This is a genomic window from Filibacter tadaridae, assembly GCF_900609045.1.
Lineage (GTDB): Bacteria > Bacillota > Bacilli > Bacillales_A > Planococcaceae > Sporosarcina > Sporosarcina tadaridae.
The window spans coordinates 425,179-441,534 of record NZ_UXAV01000042.1 but is presented as its reverse complement, the minus strand read 5'-3'; the positions used below and the strand labels follow the sequence as shown (position 1 = coordinate 441,534).

General features: G+C 40.9%; 18 protein-coding genes. All 18 read left to right on the top strand.

Going from position 1 to position 16,356, the window contains the following annotated elements; genetic code table 11:
* Positions 1-39: 39 nt before the first annotated feature.
* The 18 genes from FILTAD_RS11575 (at position 40) to FILTAD_RS11490 (ending at position 16,356) form a co-directional block, all read left to right on the top strand.
* Positions 40-1,167 (top strand): flagellar hook-basal body complex protein, encoded by a 1,128-nt coding sequence (locus FILTAD_RS11575; protein ID WP_124070918.1) that lies wholly within the window; start codon positions 40-42, stop codon positions 1,165-1,167.
* 135 nt (positions 1,168-1,302) lie between these two features.
* The gene (locus FILTAD_RS11570; RefSeq protein WP_124070917.1) at positions 1,303-1,524 is read left to right on the top strand and encodes a flagellar FlbD family protein; all 222 of its coding nucleotides are present in this window, start codon (positions 1,303-1,305) and stop codon (positions 1,522-1,524) included.
* Positions 1,514-1,942, top strand: coding sequence for a flagellar basal body-associated protein FliL (fliL, locus tag FILTAD_RS11565; RefSeq protein ID WP_124070916.1), 429 nt, complete (start codon positions 1,514-1,516; stop codon positions 1,940-1,942). The genes FILTAD_RS11570 and fliL overlap by 11 nt, the downstream gene beginning before the upstream one ends.
* A gap of 36 nt (positions 1,943-1,978) precedes the next feature.
* On the top strand, positions 1,979-2,977 hold the full coding sequence (fliM, locus tag FILTAD_RS11560; RefSeq protein ID WP_124070915.1) for a flagellar motor switch protein FliM: 999 nt from the start codon (positions 1,979-1,981) through the stop codon (positions 2,975-2,977).
* Positions 2,970-4,154 carry a flagellar motor switch phosphatase FliY gene (gene fliY / locus FILTAD_RS11555; RefSeq protein ID WP_124070914.1) on the top strand — a complete coding sequence of 395 codons (1,185 nt, stop codon included), beginning with the start codon at positions 2,970-2,972 and terminating at the stop codon, positions 4,152-4,154. The genes fliM and fliY overlap by 8 nt, the downstream gene beginning before the upstream one ends.
* Before the next feature lie 19 nt (positions 4,155-4,173).
* On the top strand, positions 4,174-4,536 hold the full coding sequence (locus FILTAD_RS11550) for a response regulator (RefSeq protein ID WP_124070913.1): 363 nt from the start codon (positions 4,174-4,176) through the stop codon (positions 4,534-4,536).
* A gap of 7 nt (positions 4,537-4,543) precedes the next feature.
* A complete protein-coding gene (locus tag FILTAD_RS11545) occupies positions 4,544-5,239 on the top strand; it encodes a flagellar biosynthetic protein FliO (protein WP_124070912.1) in 696 nt (231 codons plus the stop codon).
* The gene (fliP, locus tag FILTAD_RS11540; protein ID WP_124070911.1) at positions 5,232-5,897 is read left to right on the top strand and encodes a flagellar type III secretion system pore protein FliP; all 666 of its coding nucleotides are present in this window, start codon (positions 5,232-5,234) and stop codon (positions 5,895-5,897) included. The genes FILTAD_RS11545 and fliP overlap by 8 nt, the downstream gene beginning before the upstream one ends.
* An 11-nt stretch (positions 5,898-5,908) precedes the next feature.
* Positions 5,909-6,178, top strand: a complete 270-nt coding sequence (gene fliQ / locus FILTAD_RS11535) for a flagellar biosynthesis protein FliQ (RefSeq protein WP_124070910.1) — start codon at positions 5,909-5,911, stop codon at positions 6,176-6,178.
* 4 nt (positions 6,179-6,182) lie between these two features.
* Entirely contained in the window at positions 6,183-6,959 is a 777-nt protein-coding gene (gene fliR, locus FILTAD_RS11530) for a flagellar biosynthetic protein FliR (RefSeq protein ID WP_124070909.1), read from the top strand.
* 4 nt (positions 6,960-6,963) lie between these two features.
* Positions 6,964-8,043: a flagellar biosynthesis protein FlhB gene (flhB, locus tag FILTAD_RS11525; protein WP_124071225.1), complete on the top strand. Its 1,080-nt coding sequence runs from the start codon at positions 6,964-6,966 to the stop codon at positions 8,041-8,043.
* A gap of 21 nt (positions 8,044-8,064) precedes the next feature.
* Complete coding sequence (flhA, locus tag FILTAD_RS11520; protein ID WP_124070908.1) at positions 8,065-10,095, top strand: flagellar biosynthesis protein FlhA; 2,031 nt, start codon at positions 8,065-8,067, stop codon at positions 10,093-10,095.
* Positions 10,095-11,207, top strand: a complete 1,113-nt coding sequence (flhF, locus tag FILTAD_RS11515) for a flagellar biosynthesis GTPase FlhF (RefSeq protein ID WP_124070907.1) — start codon at positions 10,095-10,097, stop codon at positions 11,205-11,207. Before flhA ends, flhF begins: the two co-directional genes overlap by 1 nt.
* Complete coding sequence (locus tag FILTAD_RS11510; protein WP_238988230.1) at positions 11,197-12,063, top strand: MinD/ParA family protein; 867 nt, start codon at positions 11,197-11,199, stop codon at positions 12,061-12,063. Before flhF ends, FILTAD_RS11510 begins: the two co-directional genes overlap by 11 nt.
* Positions 12,064-12,115: 52 nt before the next feature.
* Positions 12,116-13,201: a protein-glutamate methylesterase/protein-glutamine glutaminase gene (locus FILTAD_RS11505; RefSeq protein ID WP_415579216.1), complete on the top strand. Its 1,086-nt coding sequence runs from the start codon at positions 12,116-12,118 to the stop codon at positions 13,199-13,201.
* Between the two features lie 13 nt (positions 13,202-13,214).
* Entirely contained in the window at positions 13,215-15,251 is a 2,037-nt protein-coding gene (locus FILTAD_RS11500) for a chemotaxis protein CheA (protein WP_124070905.1), read from the top strand.
* 15 nt (positions 15,252-15,266) lie between these two features.
* Positions 15,267-15,734 (top strand): chemotaxis protein CheW, encoded by a 468-nt coding sequence (locus FILTAD_RS11495; protein WP_124070904.1) that lies wholly within the window; start codon positions 15,267-15,269, stop codon positions 15,732-15,734.
* A complete protein-coding gene (locus FILTAD_RS11490; protein ID WP_124070903.1) occupies positions 15,724-16,356 on the top strand; it encodes a chemotaxis protein CheC in 633 nt (210 codons plus the stop codon). Before FILTAD_RS11495 ends, FILTAD_RS11490 begins: the two co-directional genes overlap by 11 nt.

Below are 16,356 nucleotides of genomic sequence, written 5' to 3'. Positions count from 1 at the left end.
GCAGATACACTTTTTAAAATCGAGAGGGGAAAAATATATATGTTACGCTCAATGTACTCGGGAATCTCGGGACTAAAAAACTTCCAAACAAAACTAGATGTGATTGGTAACAATATCGCAAACGTCAACACGTACGGATTTAAAAAAGGCCGGGTCATTTTTAAAGACTTGATTTCACAAACAGTGGCAGGTGCATCAGGACCAGGGGAAGCACGTGGGGGGGTAAACCCGAAACAAGTTGGACTTGGATCCCAAATTGCATCGATTGATACAATACACTTGGGGGGGTCAACACAGTTTACAGGGAATACATTAGACCTTGCTATTTCAGGTGATGGATTCTTTCAAGTGAAGGAAGGCAATGAAACGATGTATACAAGAGCAGGGAATTTTTATATGGATAGCAGTGGGGACCTAGTTGATGGTGACGGAAGATATGTCCAAGGTGAACTGGGGAAAATTACGATACCGACCACGGCATCTTCTATGTCAGTAGGTCAAGATGGAACTGTTTATTTTGTTGATTTACCACCAGGTGGTGCTGCTAAAATTGAAGCTGCAGAAGTAATATTTAATCCGATTGAAAAGAAATTCAAAGATGCTGAAAAGATATTGAATACAGCTGAAGCTACTTTGAAAAAAGCGGAAGTAGATGTGAAAAAAGCTCAAGCAGATTTGAAAAAAGCTCAGGCTGTGGTTCCGCCAGATGCTGTAGAGATAGCAGCAGCTCAAGCTGCGGAAACATTAGCTTTAGCTGCGGAGGTAAATGCTACAGCTGATGTTTCTGCTGCTAAAGGTGTGTTAGCCCCGCTTCGCGGACCTTACAATACAGCTAAAAATGTTTTCGATAAGGTAATGTCAGATAATAAAGCATCGCTTCAAGAAGCAGGCCGAATTCAAATGGCAAAGTTCTCAGCCCCAGGTGGACTTGATAAAACAGGCGGAAACTTGTTCCGTGAATCTGCAAACTCCGGTGATGCATTAATTGGTTTTGCACTTGATCAAGGATTTGGTACGATGGAATCAGGTTTCCTAGAAATGTCCAACGTCGATTTATCTGAAGAATTCACGGAAATGATCGTGGCACAACGTGGTTTCCAAGCAAATACACGAATCATCACGACTTCCGATGAAATATTGCAAGAACTTGTCAACTTGAAACGATAATATAGGATGCCAGGTGCAACCACAATTTGCAGATGTACGCAAATGGATATCAGTATCTGGCGCCCTACTAAAATACCAACCATAGCTTCTTAAGAAAAGGAGGGTCGGGCCGGCTCTGTGCCCGGCCCCTTTCATATGATACACGTTAAACGACTGAATGGTACGGCGTTCACATTGAACGCTTTGTACATAGAAAAAGTTGAGTCATTCCCTGACACGACGATTACCCTGACGACGGGTTCGAAATATGTTGTTCTTGATCCGGCGGAGGAAGTCAACAGCCGAATCATCGAATTTTATAAGGCGGTCCAGTTACTATCAAATCCTCATTTACGGGGTGAAGAAGATGAAGAATAAAATGTTGACCATTTCACTCATTATCCTAGTTTGTATAACGCTTGTCGGAGTTATTGCACTAATCCTCGTTATGCAATTGAACAAAGGTGATGCAGAAACGGAGGAACCGTCAATTGATGAAATTATTGAATCATCTGTTGATGTCCCCGAGATTACGACGAATCTCGGAGGAAGGCAGTTCATCCGCATTTCATTGAAAATCCAAACGGAGAATAAGAAAGCGGCAGAGGAACTTGCGAAACGGGAATTCCAAGTGAAAAACATCGTCATACAGGAACTATCCGAGATGTCGGCAAAAGATCTGGAAGGCAAGGCGGGTAAACAGGCTTTTGAAGATGCCTTGAAGTCATACCTCAATCCGCTTATGCAAAAAGGTAAAGTGAAGAGGGTGTATATTACGTCGTATATTATTCAGTAAACAACAGCAACAATTTTATAATTGGGAGGTGACCAAATGTCCGGGGATATCTTATCCCAAAATGAGATTGACGCATTATTATCCGCGTTATCGACTGGGGAAATGTCGGCAGATGACATGAAGCAAGAAGAGGGGACCCAAAAGATTAAAGTGTACGATTTTAAACGTGCCCTTCGATTTTCAAAAGATCAGATTCGAAGTCTTACACGGATTCATGAAAACTTTGCTAGGCTATTAACAACGTACTTTTCGGCTCAACTTCGAACGTATGTCCAACTAAACGTCGCTTCGGTCGATCAGATTCCTTTCGAAGAATTTATCCGTTCGATACCTAATATGACGTTGATAAATATCTTCGAAGTACCGCCGCTTGAAGGGAATATTTTAATGGAAGTGAATCCGAACATCGCGTACTCAATGCTTGATCGATTAATGGGTGGTGTTGGGGAAATTCCTGGTAAGGTCGATAATTTAACTGAAATTGAAATGAAAATTATGACCAACCTTTTTGAGAGGTCGTTCGATAATTTACGAGAAGCATGGGCTGGCATTACGGATATCAATCCTTTTCTAAAAGAAATAGAGGTGAATCCACAATTCTTACAAATGGTTTCGCCGAATGAAACAGTCGTTGTTATTTCGTTTAATATAATTATCGGGGAATCAAGCGGAATGATTAACATCTGTATTCCGCATGTTGTCCTTGAACCTATCGTGCCGAGTCTATCTGTTCGCTATTGGATGCAAACCAATAAAAAAGAGCCAACTTCAAATCAAAGTATGCAATTGGAGAAACGGTTGAAACAAACGCAGCTACCGATAGTGGCAGAACTGGGAACCGGGCGTATGACGGTTGAGGATTTTCTATACCTTCAAAAAGGTGATGTCTTATCGCTTGATCGGAAAGTGGATGATCCACTTACTATTAAAATTGGGGACATACCTAAATTCACAGCACAGCCGGGACAACTCAAAAGTAGGATGGCCGTACAAATTATTGAGACATTGATTGGAGGGGATGAAGATGATGAGTGATAATATACTTTCACAAGAGGAAATCGAAGCGCTATTACGAGGTGAACCTTTGCAAAGCGAAGAGATCTTACCCCCATCTACTGAAAAATTGAATACAGATGACTATTTGGACGAAATGGAAAAAGATGCACTGGGTGAAATTGGGAACATATCTTTTGGTAGTGCAGCTACTGCTTTGTCTGCACTTCTGGGACAAAAAGTGGAAATCACAACGCCGAGAATTTCAATTGTGGATAAGGATAAGTTGGAAAATGATTTCACACATCCCTATGTTGCTTGCAAAGTTAACTATACTGAAGGATTAAGTGGGATGAACCTCCTTGTTATTAAGCAAGACGATGCATCAATCATTGCAGATCTAATGCTAGGAGGAGATGGGTCCGACCCAGATCGAAGTCTTGGCGATATCCATTTAAGCGCTGTTCAAGAAGCGATGAATCAAATGATGGGGTCAGCTGCAACGTCAATGTCAACAGTCTTTAATAAACGAGTTGACATTTCCCCGCCATCAATTGATCTGATTGATGTCCAAGAAGATCAGGGAAGAGAAAATATTCCTGAACACGAATTGTTAATTAGTGTATCATTCAATTTGAAGGTTGGAAATTTGATTGACTCGAATATTATGCAATTGCTTCCATTAACTTTTGGTAAGGACCTTGTTGTAACACTTCTTGGCGGAAATGCGGAAGCTGAGGCAGCAGCGGTGGCTGAAATGGCGCCGCCTGTGCAACAATCTCCTAAACAACAAGAAATGGTACATCAAGAGCCGCAACAAAGTTCGGCAAACCATCAGAATCTGCAACAACAGGCTGCACCACAACAGCAAGAGCGAACGCGTCCAGCTCAGCCGCAGGTCCATGTACAGCAAGCACAGTTTGCCAGTTTTGAAAATCCCGCACTAAGTCAAGGTGAATCGAATAATTTGAATTTACTTCTTGATATTTCGTTACACGTAACAGTGGAACTTGGACGTGCGAAACGTTCGATTAAGGAAATACTGGAAATGTCAAGTGGTTCAATCATTGAATTGGACAAGCTTGCAGGCGAACCCGTTGATATTCTTGTCAACAATCGACCAATTGCTTTTGGCGAAGTTGTTGTAATTGACGAAAACTTCGGTGTTCGGATTACAGATATTCTGAGTCAATCAGACAGACTGAAAAATTTAAGATAGAACTTTGGAGGTAATGGAAATGGGAAGACGTATTTTAATAGTGGATGACGCCGCATTCATGCGGATGATGGTGAAAGATATTTTAACGAAAAATGGTTTTGAAGTAGTTGGTGAGGCAGCAGATGGCGCCCAAGCTGTTGAAAAGTACATGGAGTTAAAACCGGATCTTGTCACAATGGATATAACGATGCCTGAAATGGATGGAATTACGGCATTGAAAAAAATTAAAGAAAAAGACCCATCTGCAATGATTATCATGTGTTCAGCAATGGGCCAACAAGCAATGGTTATTGATGCAATCCAAGCGGGTGCAAAAGACTTCATCGTCAAACCGTTCCAAGCAGACCGCGTTGTTGAAGCAATCGAAAAAGCATTAGGATAATTATCTAATGAAGGTATCGGTTATTTACACATGGCTATCCGTTCTTCTAGTATTTGTTTTTATAGCAAGCTACACACCAACACCTGTCTTGGCTAGCGCGGATCCAAATCGCACGGTGTCCGATTGTCTGGATTCTGGAAAAGGCTGCGGTGAAAAGAAAGTAACTGAAAAAGAAAGTGATATGCCGGCTTCCGATCATTCAAATGATGAGGTAGCTGTCGGTTTGACGGCATGGGATTACATAAAAACATTTTTCGCTTTACTGTTTGTCATTGGATTATTATTTGCACTTCTGAAATTTATAAATCGCAAAAATCGGATGTATGATAAAAACCGGCTTATGAAAAATATGGGTGGTGTTTCGCTTGGTCAGCATAAGTCCATGCAACTCGTCGTTGTGGGTGAAAGTTATTTCTTGATAGGAGTAGGGGATGATATTCGTCTCTTGAAAGAAATTACAGATCCGGCAGAGATTGAAAGACTTACTGACTTTTATGATGAAGATGATAAACAGCTACCAGGTGGAATGTTAGATCTGGTTCTTTCTAAAATCGCCGGCTCAAACAAGAAAAAGCAAGTAGAGCCGATAAAAAAGACGACTGACTTTGGAAGTCTATTCAATTCGAAACTCAATGAGATGAAAGAGGAGAGGAAGAAACAGATTGGTCGTTTGACGGAAAAGGAGCAGACTAAAGATGAATGATTTTATGCAGTTTTTTTCGGATAGCGAAGCATCCAATGTTTCGACATCCATTAAAATGATGCTTCTTTTGACTGTTTTATCGTTAGCGCCAGCCATCCTCATTCTAATGACTTTATTTGCTCGCATTGTCATTGTCCTATCCTTCGTTAGGACGGCACTTGCTACACAACAAATGCCTCCAAACCAAGTTATTGTCGGTCTTGCTCTTTTTTTAACATTTTTTATAATGGCACCGACATTTCAACAAGTGAATGAGACGGCGCTTACCCCTTTGTTTGCTGATGAAATCACGTTGGATGAAGCGTATGACAAAGCTAGTATCCCGTTTAAAGAGTTTATGAGTAAATATACGCGACAAAAGGATTTGGAGTTATTTCTCAAATACAACAAGGCAGATACGCCGGAAAAGCTTGAAGATATTCCGCTCACAATGCTTGTTCCGGCTTTTGCATTGAGTGAGATAAAAACTGCATTTCAAATGGGTTTCATGATATTCATTCCATTTCTTGTTATTGATATGATTGTAGCAAGTGTACTAATGTCAATGGGGATGATGATGTTACCGCCGGTAATGATATCATTGCCATTCAAAATATTATTATTTGTTCTTGTGGATGGCTGGTATTTGATTATCAAGTCATTGCTGCAAAGTTTTTAGGAGGGGTTTAATTGACAGGTGAAATGGTGGTTGCCATAGCAGAACGTGCAGTTTGGGTCATCCTTTTGACGTCGGGACCCCTCCTTATTATTGCGCTTGTAACGGGGCTTGCCGTCAGTATATTTCAAGCCACGACACAGATTCAAGAACAAACACTCGCATTCGTCCCGAAAATTGTTGCTGTATTTGTAGGCATTATTTTTTTTGGACCATGGATGTTGTCAAAAGTAACAAATTTTGCAGCTGATATTTTCGAAAATCTTACACGGTATGTCGGGTGATTGAATGGAAGAATTGATACCTTCTCTAGCGGCTTACTTACTTATATTGACCCGCGTTACTGCATTTTTTGTAACACTTCCGTTATTTTCCTATAAGGCAATTCCGACTACACAACGTATTATTTTTGGGGCATTGATTGCATGGATGATGGTGTACACAATTGAAGTTCCGGAACTTACAATTGATGGAGCCTATATTTTACTAGTTATGAAAGAGGCAATGGTAGGATTGGCAATTGGGATTATCGCCTATATTATCATGGCTGCTATACAGATTGCTGGTGGATTCATCGATTTCCAAATGGGGTTTGCGATTGCAAACGTCATTGACCCGCAAACCGGTGCACAATCACCACTTATGGGTCAGTTTTTTAATTCTCTAGCTATTTTGTTGTTGCTTGCGCTTAACGGTCATCATATGTTGCTTGATGGCGTCTTTTACAGCTATCAGTTTATGCCGCTTGATCAGTTATGGCCAGCATTCGGCGATGAACGGGTTGTCGAGTTAGTTATCAAAACATTTGCGAAGGCATTCGGCATTGCATTCCAAATGTCGATTCCGATTGTTGCTACGTTATTCCTTGTTGACTTGGCACTTGGTATTACTGCAAGGGCCGTTCCGCAGCTGAATATTTTCGTAGTCGGATTCCCCATCAAAATAGGTGTTAGTTTCATTGTGCTATTTATCGTGATGGGCGTGATGGTTGCTGTCATGCAAGAATTATTTGAGTTTATGATTATCAGTATGCGGAATCTGATGATGCTTCTAGGAGGTGGCTAACTTGATGTTGAAACTTGATTTGCAGTTCTTTGCAGGGGAGAAGACTGAAAAGGCCACACCGAAAAAGCGGGAAGATTCCCGGAAAAAAGGACAAGTCTTAAAAAGCCAGGATGTCACCAGTGCAATTGTTCTGTTAGCTGTGTTCCTCTTCCTGTTCTTTGCGTCGGGATTTATGAGGGACCGATTTTTCGTTTTCTTTACGCAAGCGTTTACGCAATACATACCTATAGTTACACTTGATGCAGATTCTACAATGCTTATTTATACTGATGTATTGGTTCAGATGGCATTTCTTCTTTTACCCGTTATGCTTGTCGCTATGGTTGCCGGAATTGCTGGGAATCTAATGCAGTTCGGCCTATTGTTCACAGCTGAACCGTTGAAATTCGATTTGAAGAAAATTGACCCTATAAAAGGGGTAAAACGAATTTTTTCAATGCGAGCTATTGTTGAATTAATGAAGTCGATGTTAAAGATTTCATTTATCGGCTCAGTTACTACTTTAATACTCATTACAAATATTGATAAAGTACTTGGACTAGCTTTTAAAAGCCCATGGGACACGCTGACCACAATTGGTCAATTAGCCGCGATGATGGGTATTACCGCATCTTTCGTGTTGTTGTTCATTTCACTACTTGATTTTATTTACCAGAAATTTGACTATGAAAAGAATCTCAAGATGTCCAAACAGGATATTAAGGATGAACATAAAAACAGTGAAGGGGATCCGATTATTAAATCACGTATTAAACAGCGTCAACGGGAAATGGCCATGCGTCGAATGATGCAGGAAGTTCCTAACGCGGATGTCGTCATTACAAATCCGACGCATTATGCAATTGCATTAAAATACGATGATGGAGATATGGATGCACCTGTAGTCGTCGCAAAAGGCGTCGATTTCGTAGCACAGAAAATTAAACTAATCGCAAAAGAACATGAAGTTGTAATGGTTGAAAATAGACCACTAGCTAGATCTTTATATGATCAGGTGGAAATTGGCGGTCGAATACCGGATGAATTTTTCAAGGCCATTGCCGAAATACTTGCGTACGTATACCGGATACAACGCAAAATTTGATTTTAAGAAAGTAGGGATGACATGCAGTTCAGAGATATAGGCGTACTCGCATCAGTCATCTTGATTGTTGCGATGCTTGTCATCCCACTACCCACTTGGTTACTAAGTTTTCTGATCATCATCAATATCACACTTGCATTGATGGTTTTGCTAACGTCCATGAATATGCAGGAGGCGTTGCAGTTTTCAATATTTCCATCATTATTGCTCTTACTTACTTTATTTCGCTTAGGTCTTAACGTTTCGACAACACGGGCGATTTTAAGTAATGGAGATGCAGGTGGCGTTGTTGAAACGTTCGGTACATTTGTAACTGGCGGGAACGCCGTGGTCGGACTTGTCGTCTTCGTTATCCTTATTATTATTCAGTTCATCGTCATCACGAAAGGGGCTGAACGAGTTTCTGAAGTTGCAGCTCGTTTCACGCTCGATGCGATGCCAGGGAAACAGATGAGTATCGATGCTGACTTGAATGCAGGTATGATTTCTGAAATAGACGCACGAACTCGTCGAGAAAAAGTAAGCAATGAAGCCGACTTCTACGGCGCGATGGATGGGGCTACAAAATTCGTTAAAGGGGATGCAATAGCGGGTATCATTATCGTAATCATCAATTTACTTGTAGGGATGATTATCGGTGTTGTACAAATGGGGCTCCCGTTTGCAGAAGCAGCCATGCTCTTCAGCCAGCTTACGGTCGGTGACGGAATCGTTTCCCAAATACCTGCCCTGCTTATTTCAACTGCGACAGGTATTGTCGTCACACGTGCAGCATCTGAAGGTAACTTAGGTACAGACATTACGAAGCAGCTACTTGGTCAACCTAAATTGTTATATGTAGCAGCTGTTACAATCTTTTTACTCGGCCTCGCTACGCCTATCAATGATATCTTGACGATCCCAATCGCCGCGGCTCTCGCTATTGGTGCGTTCATGATGTCACGGAAAGATGTAGAAGATCCAAAAGAACTGCTGGAAATGGAAGAGGAAGTTGAGACGGATGGATTGAAAAGTCCCGAGAATGTCGTCAACCTTTTAAATGTCGACCCCATTGAATTTGAGTTTGGTTACGGGCTTATTCCCCTTGTTGATGTACAACAAGGAGGCGATCTCCTTGATCGTGTGGTTATGATTAGGAGACAACTAGCCATTGAATTGGGACTTGTTATCCCAGTCGTTCGTATTCGGGATAACATCCAACTCCAACCGAATGAGTACCGTATCAAAATAAAGGGAAGTGAAATGGCAAGAGGAGAACTTCTTCTTGACCATTATCTTGCGATGAGTCCAGGCGGGGAAGATTCAATAGAAGGAATCGACATAATTGAACCTTCTTTTGGCCTACCAGCGAAATGGATTACAGAAGATGTGAAAGAGGATGCAGAGATCCTTGGTTTCACGGTTGTAGATCCGCCAAGCGTCGTTTCAACGCATTTAACTGAAGTAATTCGTGCAAATGCAGCGGAATTGATTGGCAGACAAGAAACGAAGCAATTGATCGATCATATCAGGGAAACATACCCAATCCTTGTTGACGAACTAACACCGACACCATTATCGGTTGGAGAGATTCAAAAAGTACTTGCCAAACTGTTATCTGAACATGTTTCGGTCAGAAATTTACCAATTATCTTTGAAACATTGGCTGACTACTCTAAATACACATCAGACGTGGATGTCTTAACAGAATACGTAAGGCAAGCACTCGCGAGACAAATTACGAACCAATATGCGACTAGCGGACAATCGCTTAAAGTACTCACTGTATCAGGAAAAGTCGAAAAACTGTTAGCGGATAATATCCAGCAGACTGAACAAGGCAATTTCCTATCAATCAATCCAAGCCAATCACAGGAAATACTGGAGTCGATTGCAAGAGAGATAGAGCGAGTGGCGCTACTGGATCAGTCACCCGTTATTCTTTGTTCTCCAGCAACACGGATGTATTTAAGACAAATAACGGAACGATACTTTCCACAGATTCCAGTATTGTCATACAATGAACTCGAAGCTTCTATTGAAGTACAGAGTGTCGGGGTGGTGGATATTTAATGAAAATGAAACGCTATACTGCGGACACCATGGTCAATGCCATGAAGAAAGTCCGCTTGGATTTCGGTGAAGAAGCTATAATTTTAAGTTCAAACGTTGTGAAAACGAAAGGCTTTATGGGTCTTTTTAAAAAGAAATCAGTGGAAGTCGTCGCAGGATTTGATGAACCGACTGTTCAATCCCAAAAAGTTGTTGATACATTGACACCTACCCGTGAAGAAAACGGAAATGGGGCGTCAACGGAATTAAAAAAAGAAATGTCCGAAATGAAAAAGATGTTGTCAGATATGCGTCGTACAACAAATGCAGCACATTTTCCGGAGGATATGCAGCCTTTACTTAGCTATTTGAAAAAACAAAATCTATCAGAAATCCATATCGCGGAGCTTGGGGATACGATTTATAATCGGATGAAAATGGAGAAAAAAGACTTCACTTTTACTGAGCAACTGGATATTGTAAAGAAATCACTAGAACATGAAATAGGCGATTTACCGTTCGGCGGAATATCCTTCACAAAGAAATACATTAATGTTCTCGGCCCTACCGGTGTCGGGAAAACAACAACAATAGCGAAAATCGCAGCTAGAGCTCTTCTCGAAAAGAAACGGAAAGTCGGATTCATCACTACCGACACGTATCGGATTGCAGCTATCGAGCAACTCCGTACATACGCGAACTTACTTCAAGCGCCTGTGGAAATTGCTTATAATCAGGAAGACTTTGATAAGGCGATAAAAAAACTGGATGACAGAGATCTTATTTTCATCGATACTGCTGGTCGCAATTACAAAGAAACAAAGTTCGTAGATGACTTAACAAAACTAATAGATTTCTCACTTGATATGGAATCATTCCTCGTTCTATCCATGACTTCAAAGGAAGAAGATATGAAAATAATTATCGAACAGTTCCATGTTTTTCCAATTGAGAAATTCATCTTCACGAAAATGGACGAAACGAGTTCATTTGGCCCCATGTTTAATCTAATGAAAGACTATTCCATTGGCACTGCATATTACACAGATGGACAAGAGGTGCCTGAAGACATAACGGAAGCAACTTCAAGTGCAGTCATTGATTTGTTGTTAAAAGGTGTATATGATGCGTGATCAGGCAGAAGCACTCAGACTCAAGATGCTAAAGTCGAGGGGAACCCTTGCAAAATCGGTTGCAATTGTTAGTGGTAAAGGCGGTGTTGGGAAATCCAATTTTTCGACGAACTTTGCGCATGCACTTACGTTACAAGGTAAAAAAGTACTCATTATTGATATGGACATCGGAATGGGTAATATTCATATTCTGCTCGGTGTATCTTCCAAATATAGTTTAAAAGACTATTTGGCTGGTAGTAAGAATCTGAGTGATGTTGTTAATGAAACACCTGAGGGGGTATCTTTTATATCCGGTGGTTCCGGTCTAGATTCGGTAATGGAGTGGTCCGAAGATATGTTCAGTAAACTAATCCAGGCTTTTGAACACCTTCAAAAGGAATATGACATTCTCCTTTTTGATATGGGTGCAGGAGCTACACAACGTGCAATTGAACTAATTGTATCTGTGGATGAAATTATCGTTATTTCAACGTCCGAGCCAACATCGATTACGGATGCTTATTCAATGATGAAATTCATTTATCTTCAAGATTCTGATAAAATGTTTCATCTTGTTAGTAACCGGGTTATGAAAGAGGACGATGGAAACGAATCAGTTACAAGACTCCAATATGCAATGCGGAAATTTTTGTTGAAAGAGACGACTATCCTTGGATTCCTTCCGGAGGACCCGGTCGTGCATAAGGCTGTTGTCGCGCAGAAGCCATTTGTTCTTTTATATCCAAATGCTCCTATTTCAAAGAGGATGATGGCAATTGCTTATTCATTTTCAGGAATTAGTACGGATGACGAAAAAAAGGGAGAGGGCTTCCTTGGTAAATTGAGAACTATGTTTACGAAAGGGCGTGTATAAGTTGAAGACGGGCAAAGTGAAAAGAGCTCTCGTTGTGGATGATTCAGCCTTCATGCGAAAACTTATTTCAGATTTCCTGATGAGCCACCCTAATATTGAAGTAATTGGAACAGCTCGAAATGGTAAAGTTGCTATTGAGAAAGTAGCGGAATTGAAACCGGATGTCATAACGATGGATATAGAAATGCCGATTATGAATGGTTTAGAGGCATTGCAAGAAATCATGGAAAAGCATCCAACACCGGTCGTCATGCTTTCAAGTACAACAAGGATCGGTGCAGAAAACACCATGCTTGCGATGGAATACGGCGCAGTCGATTTCGTTGCAAAACCAGGTGGCGCAATTTCACTTAATCTTTATGAAGTAAAGGATGAAATTGTAAAGAAGGTTGCCGTAGCTGCCGGTGTACGTGTTTCCAATCTAACTCGTCAAATTTCTAGTAGAAGACAAATTACGTCGACCCTTGCTAATCCGCCGGTGAAACAAGAAGTGGTAATACCTATAGTTCACAAATCATCCCCAAGGATTGATTGCTTAAAAGATAAAATTACCAAAACAGAAAAGACTTTTGTTATAATAGGTACATCGACAGGTGGTCCAAGAGCACTACAAGAAGTGCTTACCCAATTGCCTGCAACGATAAAAGCGCCGATTCTAATCGTACAACATATGCCGCCTGGATTCACAAAGTCGCTCGCAAATCGGTTGAATGGTCTTAGTGATATTGCCGTAAAGGAAGCGGAAGAAGGTGAACCGATTGTAAATGGAGTGGCTTACATTGCTCCGGGTGGAAAGCATCTAACAATGAGAAAGACAGGCATGACCTATGCAGTACATTTGGATGAAACCGAAAGCCCTCGTATGGGGCATCGACCTTCCGTAGATGTATTACTCGAATCGGCTTCCCGAATTGCAGACTTGAATTTTTTGACGATTATCATGACAGGGATGGGCTATGATGGGAAGAAAGGCACTGAACTGTTGAAAAAGAATGGTCGAACAGTAACAATTGCTGAATCAGCAACAACGGCAGTCGTATACGGGATGCCCAAATCAATTGTAGAGGCCGGCCTTGCGGATGAGGTCGTAGATGTACAACATATAGCAGAGGTAATTATGGATCTCATAAAGTCTTAAAGGGGGCGTCATGATGGATACAAATCAGTATATGGACATGTTCATTGAAGAAAGTAAAGAACATCTTCAAGCATGCAACGAACACTTGTTGGAACTAGAAAAAAATCCAGATGATTTAGGTATTGTAAATGAGGTATTCAGATCTGCCCACACATTAAAAGGGATGTCTGCGACAATGGGCTTTGATGACATCGCTTCATTGACACATATGATGGAAAATGTACTTGATGCAATTCGCAATGCTAAAATCCGTGTTACTTCGGAAATACTTGATGTAGTATTTAGAGCGGTCGATTATCTAGAAGAAATGGTTGTAGATATCGAATCCGGAGGAACGGGTAAAAAGGATGTAAGCGAGCTAGTCAAGTCACTGAATGCAATTGAAGCGGGTCGTTCAGCGATTTTAACAGCGGTCTCTGAAACAGCTTCAACCGTTGTTGATGAAGTTATTAAAAATAATCAAACGACTTTACACTATGATGATTTTGAAACGACGGTTATCTCACAATCTTTTGAGCAAGGTTACTATGCTTATGAAATTACCATACAATTACGGGAAGATTGCCTGTTAAAAGCCGCCCGAGTCTTCATGGTTTTTGAGATTCTTGAAAAGACGGGGGAAATCATTAAATCGCAACCTCATGTTGAACAACTGGAGAATGAAAATTTCGATGAACAATTTTCAATCGCACTTCTTACAAAAGAAGACAGGGATACCCTTCAAGCAAAAATAATGAAAGTATCCGAAATCGAATCTGTAACAATAAATCCGATTTCGGATCATGGCTTTATCGACAACAAACAAACTACAAATGACGTGGCAGTTAATACTCCGACGACAGCCGGCAAAAAAGAAATAGAACCTGATATAGAAAAACGCTCTGGTATATCCCACCCTTCTACTAAAACAATTCGTGTAAATATTGAACGTCTTGACGTTTTGATGAATCTATTTGAAGAATTGATAATTGATAGGGGTCGTCTACAGTCGATTTCAAGTGAACTACATAATCCTGCACTAACTGAAACCGTAGAAAGCATCACGCGTGTATCCGGTGATTTACAAGGAATTATCCTCAACATGCGCATGATTCCTGTTGAAACTGTATTCAACCGTTTCCCGAAAATGGTTAGACAGCTTGCACGGGATTTGGATAAGAAAGTGGATCTCGACATTGTTGGTGCAAAGACAGAACTGGACCGCACAGTCATCGATGAAATCGGTGATCCTCTTGTCCACTTGATCCGCAATGCGCTTGACCATGGTATTGAAAGCCCCGCGGAACGGTTAGCAGCAGGGAAGCCTGAAGAAGGAACAATCACATTGCGAGCTTATCATTCAGGAAATCATGTATTTATTGAACTTGAAGATGATGGAGCGGGCGTGAATCGAAAAAAAGTAATCGCTAAAGCGATATCAAATGGCATTTTAACGCCGGAAACAGCTGAAACATTAACAAATCGCCAAGTTGCAGAACTTATACTTGCGACAGGATTTTCAACAGCTGAAAAAATTTCCGATGTATCGGGTAGAGGTGTTGGACTTGATGTTGTGAAAAGTACCATCGAGTCACTTGGTGGTTTTATTACAATCAAATCCAAAGAGGGACAAGGGTCGTTGTTCCAAGTACAGCTTCCCTTAACATTGTCAATCATTTCCGTAATGCTTGTGGAACTTAAAGATGAAGTATACGCAATCCCGCTTTCATCGATAATCGAAACGGCAATTATCAAGACTTCAGATATTATGAATGCACATAATCAGAAAGTTATAGATTTACGTGGCAGTATTGTACCGCTCGTTAATTTAAAAGCAATCTTTGAGATGGAAACGCAAGGTGAACCCACGGACGATCTGCAATCCGTAGTAATTGTTCGTAAAGGCGATAAGCTTGCGGGACTTGTTGTAGATTCATTCATTGGACAACAAGAAATCGTATTGAAATCGTTAGGGGATTACTTGAACAATGTGTTTGCGATTTCTGGTGCGACCATTTTAGGTGACGGACAAGTTGCTCTCATCGTGGACTGCAATTCTTTAATTAAATAGAAGGGGATGAAAACCATGACGGAAATAGCACAGCAAACAGATAAGAAAGTGATCGTTTTCCAATTAATGGACAAAGAATATGCGATTGGTGTAGATGTTGTTCAGTCGATTGAGAAATTACTTTCGGTTACACGCGTTCCGAAAATGCCCTCTTATATTAAAGGAGTTATTAATTTGAAGGGTGTCGTTACACCTATCGTTGATTTGCGTGAACGTTTTGGTATGGTGGTTGATGACTATACGGATAGTACGCGAATTTTAATTATCTCCCTTGTGGAGTATGATGTCGGTCTAATCGTCGATGCTGCCAACGATGTACTCGATATACCGGTCGAATCCATAGAGGCGCAACCAGAAGTTGTTGGTTCCGTTAAATCGGACTTCATATCAGGCGTTGCAAAAGTGGAAAGACGCCTGCTTCTATTGCTGAATCTCCATAAAGTTCTTGAGCCTGTGAACCGAGTGAGAACAGATGAGTTTTAAAATTCCAATTTCTGATATGCACTTGGATGTTCTTAAAGAAATCGGTAATATCGGAGCAGCGCATGCAGCAACTTCTATGTCACAACTATTGAATCGTAAAATTGATATGTATGTTCCAAAAGTTGAACTCGTCTCTTTTGAAGGAATGTTTGATTTAGCGGGCGGAGCGGAAAAAATTGTTGCCGGTATTTTCCTTCGAATTGAAGGTGACTTGTCAGGCAGCATGTTTTTTGTCCTGCCGCTTGAATCTGCGAATCATTTTATCCGGAAATTGATTAGTGATGATACTTTCGATTTTAACAGTTCGTCCTTGTCCGACATGGGCGTTTCTGCAATGCAGGAACTAGGTAATATTCTTTCTGGTTCTTATTTATCTGCATTGTCCGACTTCACGGGTTTAAAAATATATCCAACAGTTCCTTCACTAAGCGTGGATATGGTAGGTGCAATTGTTAGCTTTGGTTTAATAGAAGTATCCCAATATAGTGACGAAGTTATCGTAATTGACACTAAAATCCGTGAAGACGGGGAGGAAGGTAGCTCCAGTATAGACGGTCATTTCTTCCTGTTGCCGGACCCATCATCATACATAAGTATCTTCCGTTCGCTGGGTGTCTTATAA

Coding starts and splice junctions, on each gene's coding strand:
- FILTAD_RS11575 (WP_124070918.1), top strand. CDS start 40: ATGTTACGCTCAATGTACTCGGGAATCTCGGGACTAAAAAACTTCCAA.
- FILTAD_RS11570 (WP_124070917.1), top strand. CDS start 1,303: ATGATACACGTTAAACGACTGAATGGTACGGCGTTCACATTGAACGCT.
- fliL (WP_124070916.1), top strand. CDS start 1,514: ATGAAGAATAAAATGTTGACCATTTCACTCATTATCCTAGTTTGTATA.
- fliM (WP_124070915.1), top strand. CDS start 1,979: ATGTCCGGGGATATCTTATCCCAAAATGAGATTGACGCATTATTATCC.
- fliY (WP_124070914.1), top strand. CDS start 2,970: ATGAGTGATAATATACTTTCACAAGAGGAAATCGAAGCGCTATTACGA.
- FILTAD_RS11550 (WP_124070913.1), top strand. CDS start 4,174: ATGGGAAGACGTATTTTAATAGTGGATGACGCCGCATTCATGCGGATG.
- FILTAD_RS11545 (WP_124070912.1), top strand. CDS start 4,544: ATGAAGGTATCGGTTATTTACACATGGCTATCCGTTCTTCTAGTATTT.
- fliP (WP_124070911.1), top strand. CDS start 5,232: ATGAATGATTTTATGCAGTTTTTTTCGGATAGCGAAGCATCCAATGTT.
- fliR (WP_124070909.1), top strand. CDS start 6,183: ATGGAAGAATTGATACCTTCTCTAGCGGCTTACTTACTTATATTGACC.
- flhB (WP_124071225.1), top strand. CDS start 6,964: ATGTTGAAACTTGATTTGCAGTTCTTTGCAGGGGAGAAGACTGAAAAG.
- flhA (WP_124070908.1), top strand. CDS start 8,065: ATGCAGTTCAGAGATATAGGCGTACTCGCATCAGTCATCTTGATTGTT.
- flhF (WP_124070907.1), top strand. CDS start 10,095: ATGAAAATGAAACGCTATACTGCGGACACCATGGTCAATGCCATGAAG.
- FILTAD_RS11510 (WP_238988230.1), top strand. CDS start 11,197: ATGATGCGTGATCAGGCAGAAGCACTCAGACTCAAGATGCTAAAGTCG.
- FILTAD_RS11505 (WP_415579216.1), top strand. CDS start 12,116: ATGCGAAAACTTATTTCAGATTTCCTGATGAGCCACCCTAATATTGAA.
- FILTAD_RS11500 (WP_124070905.1), top strand. CDS start 13,215: ATGGATACAAATCAGTATATGGACATGTTCATTGAAGAAAGTAAAGAA.
- FILTAD_RS11495 (WP_124070904.1), top strand. CDS start 15,267: ATGACGGAAATAGCACAGCAAACAGATAAGAAAGTGATCGTTTTCCAA.
- FILTAD_RS11490 (WP_124070903.1), top strand. CDS start 15,724: ATGAGTTTTAAAATTCCAATTTCTGATATGCACTTGGATGTTCTTAAA.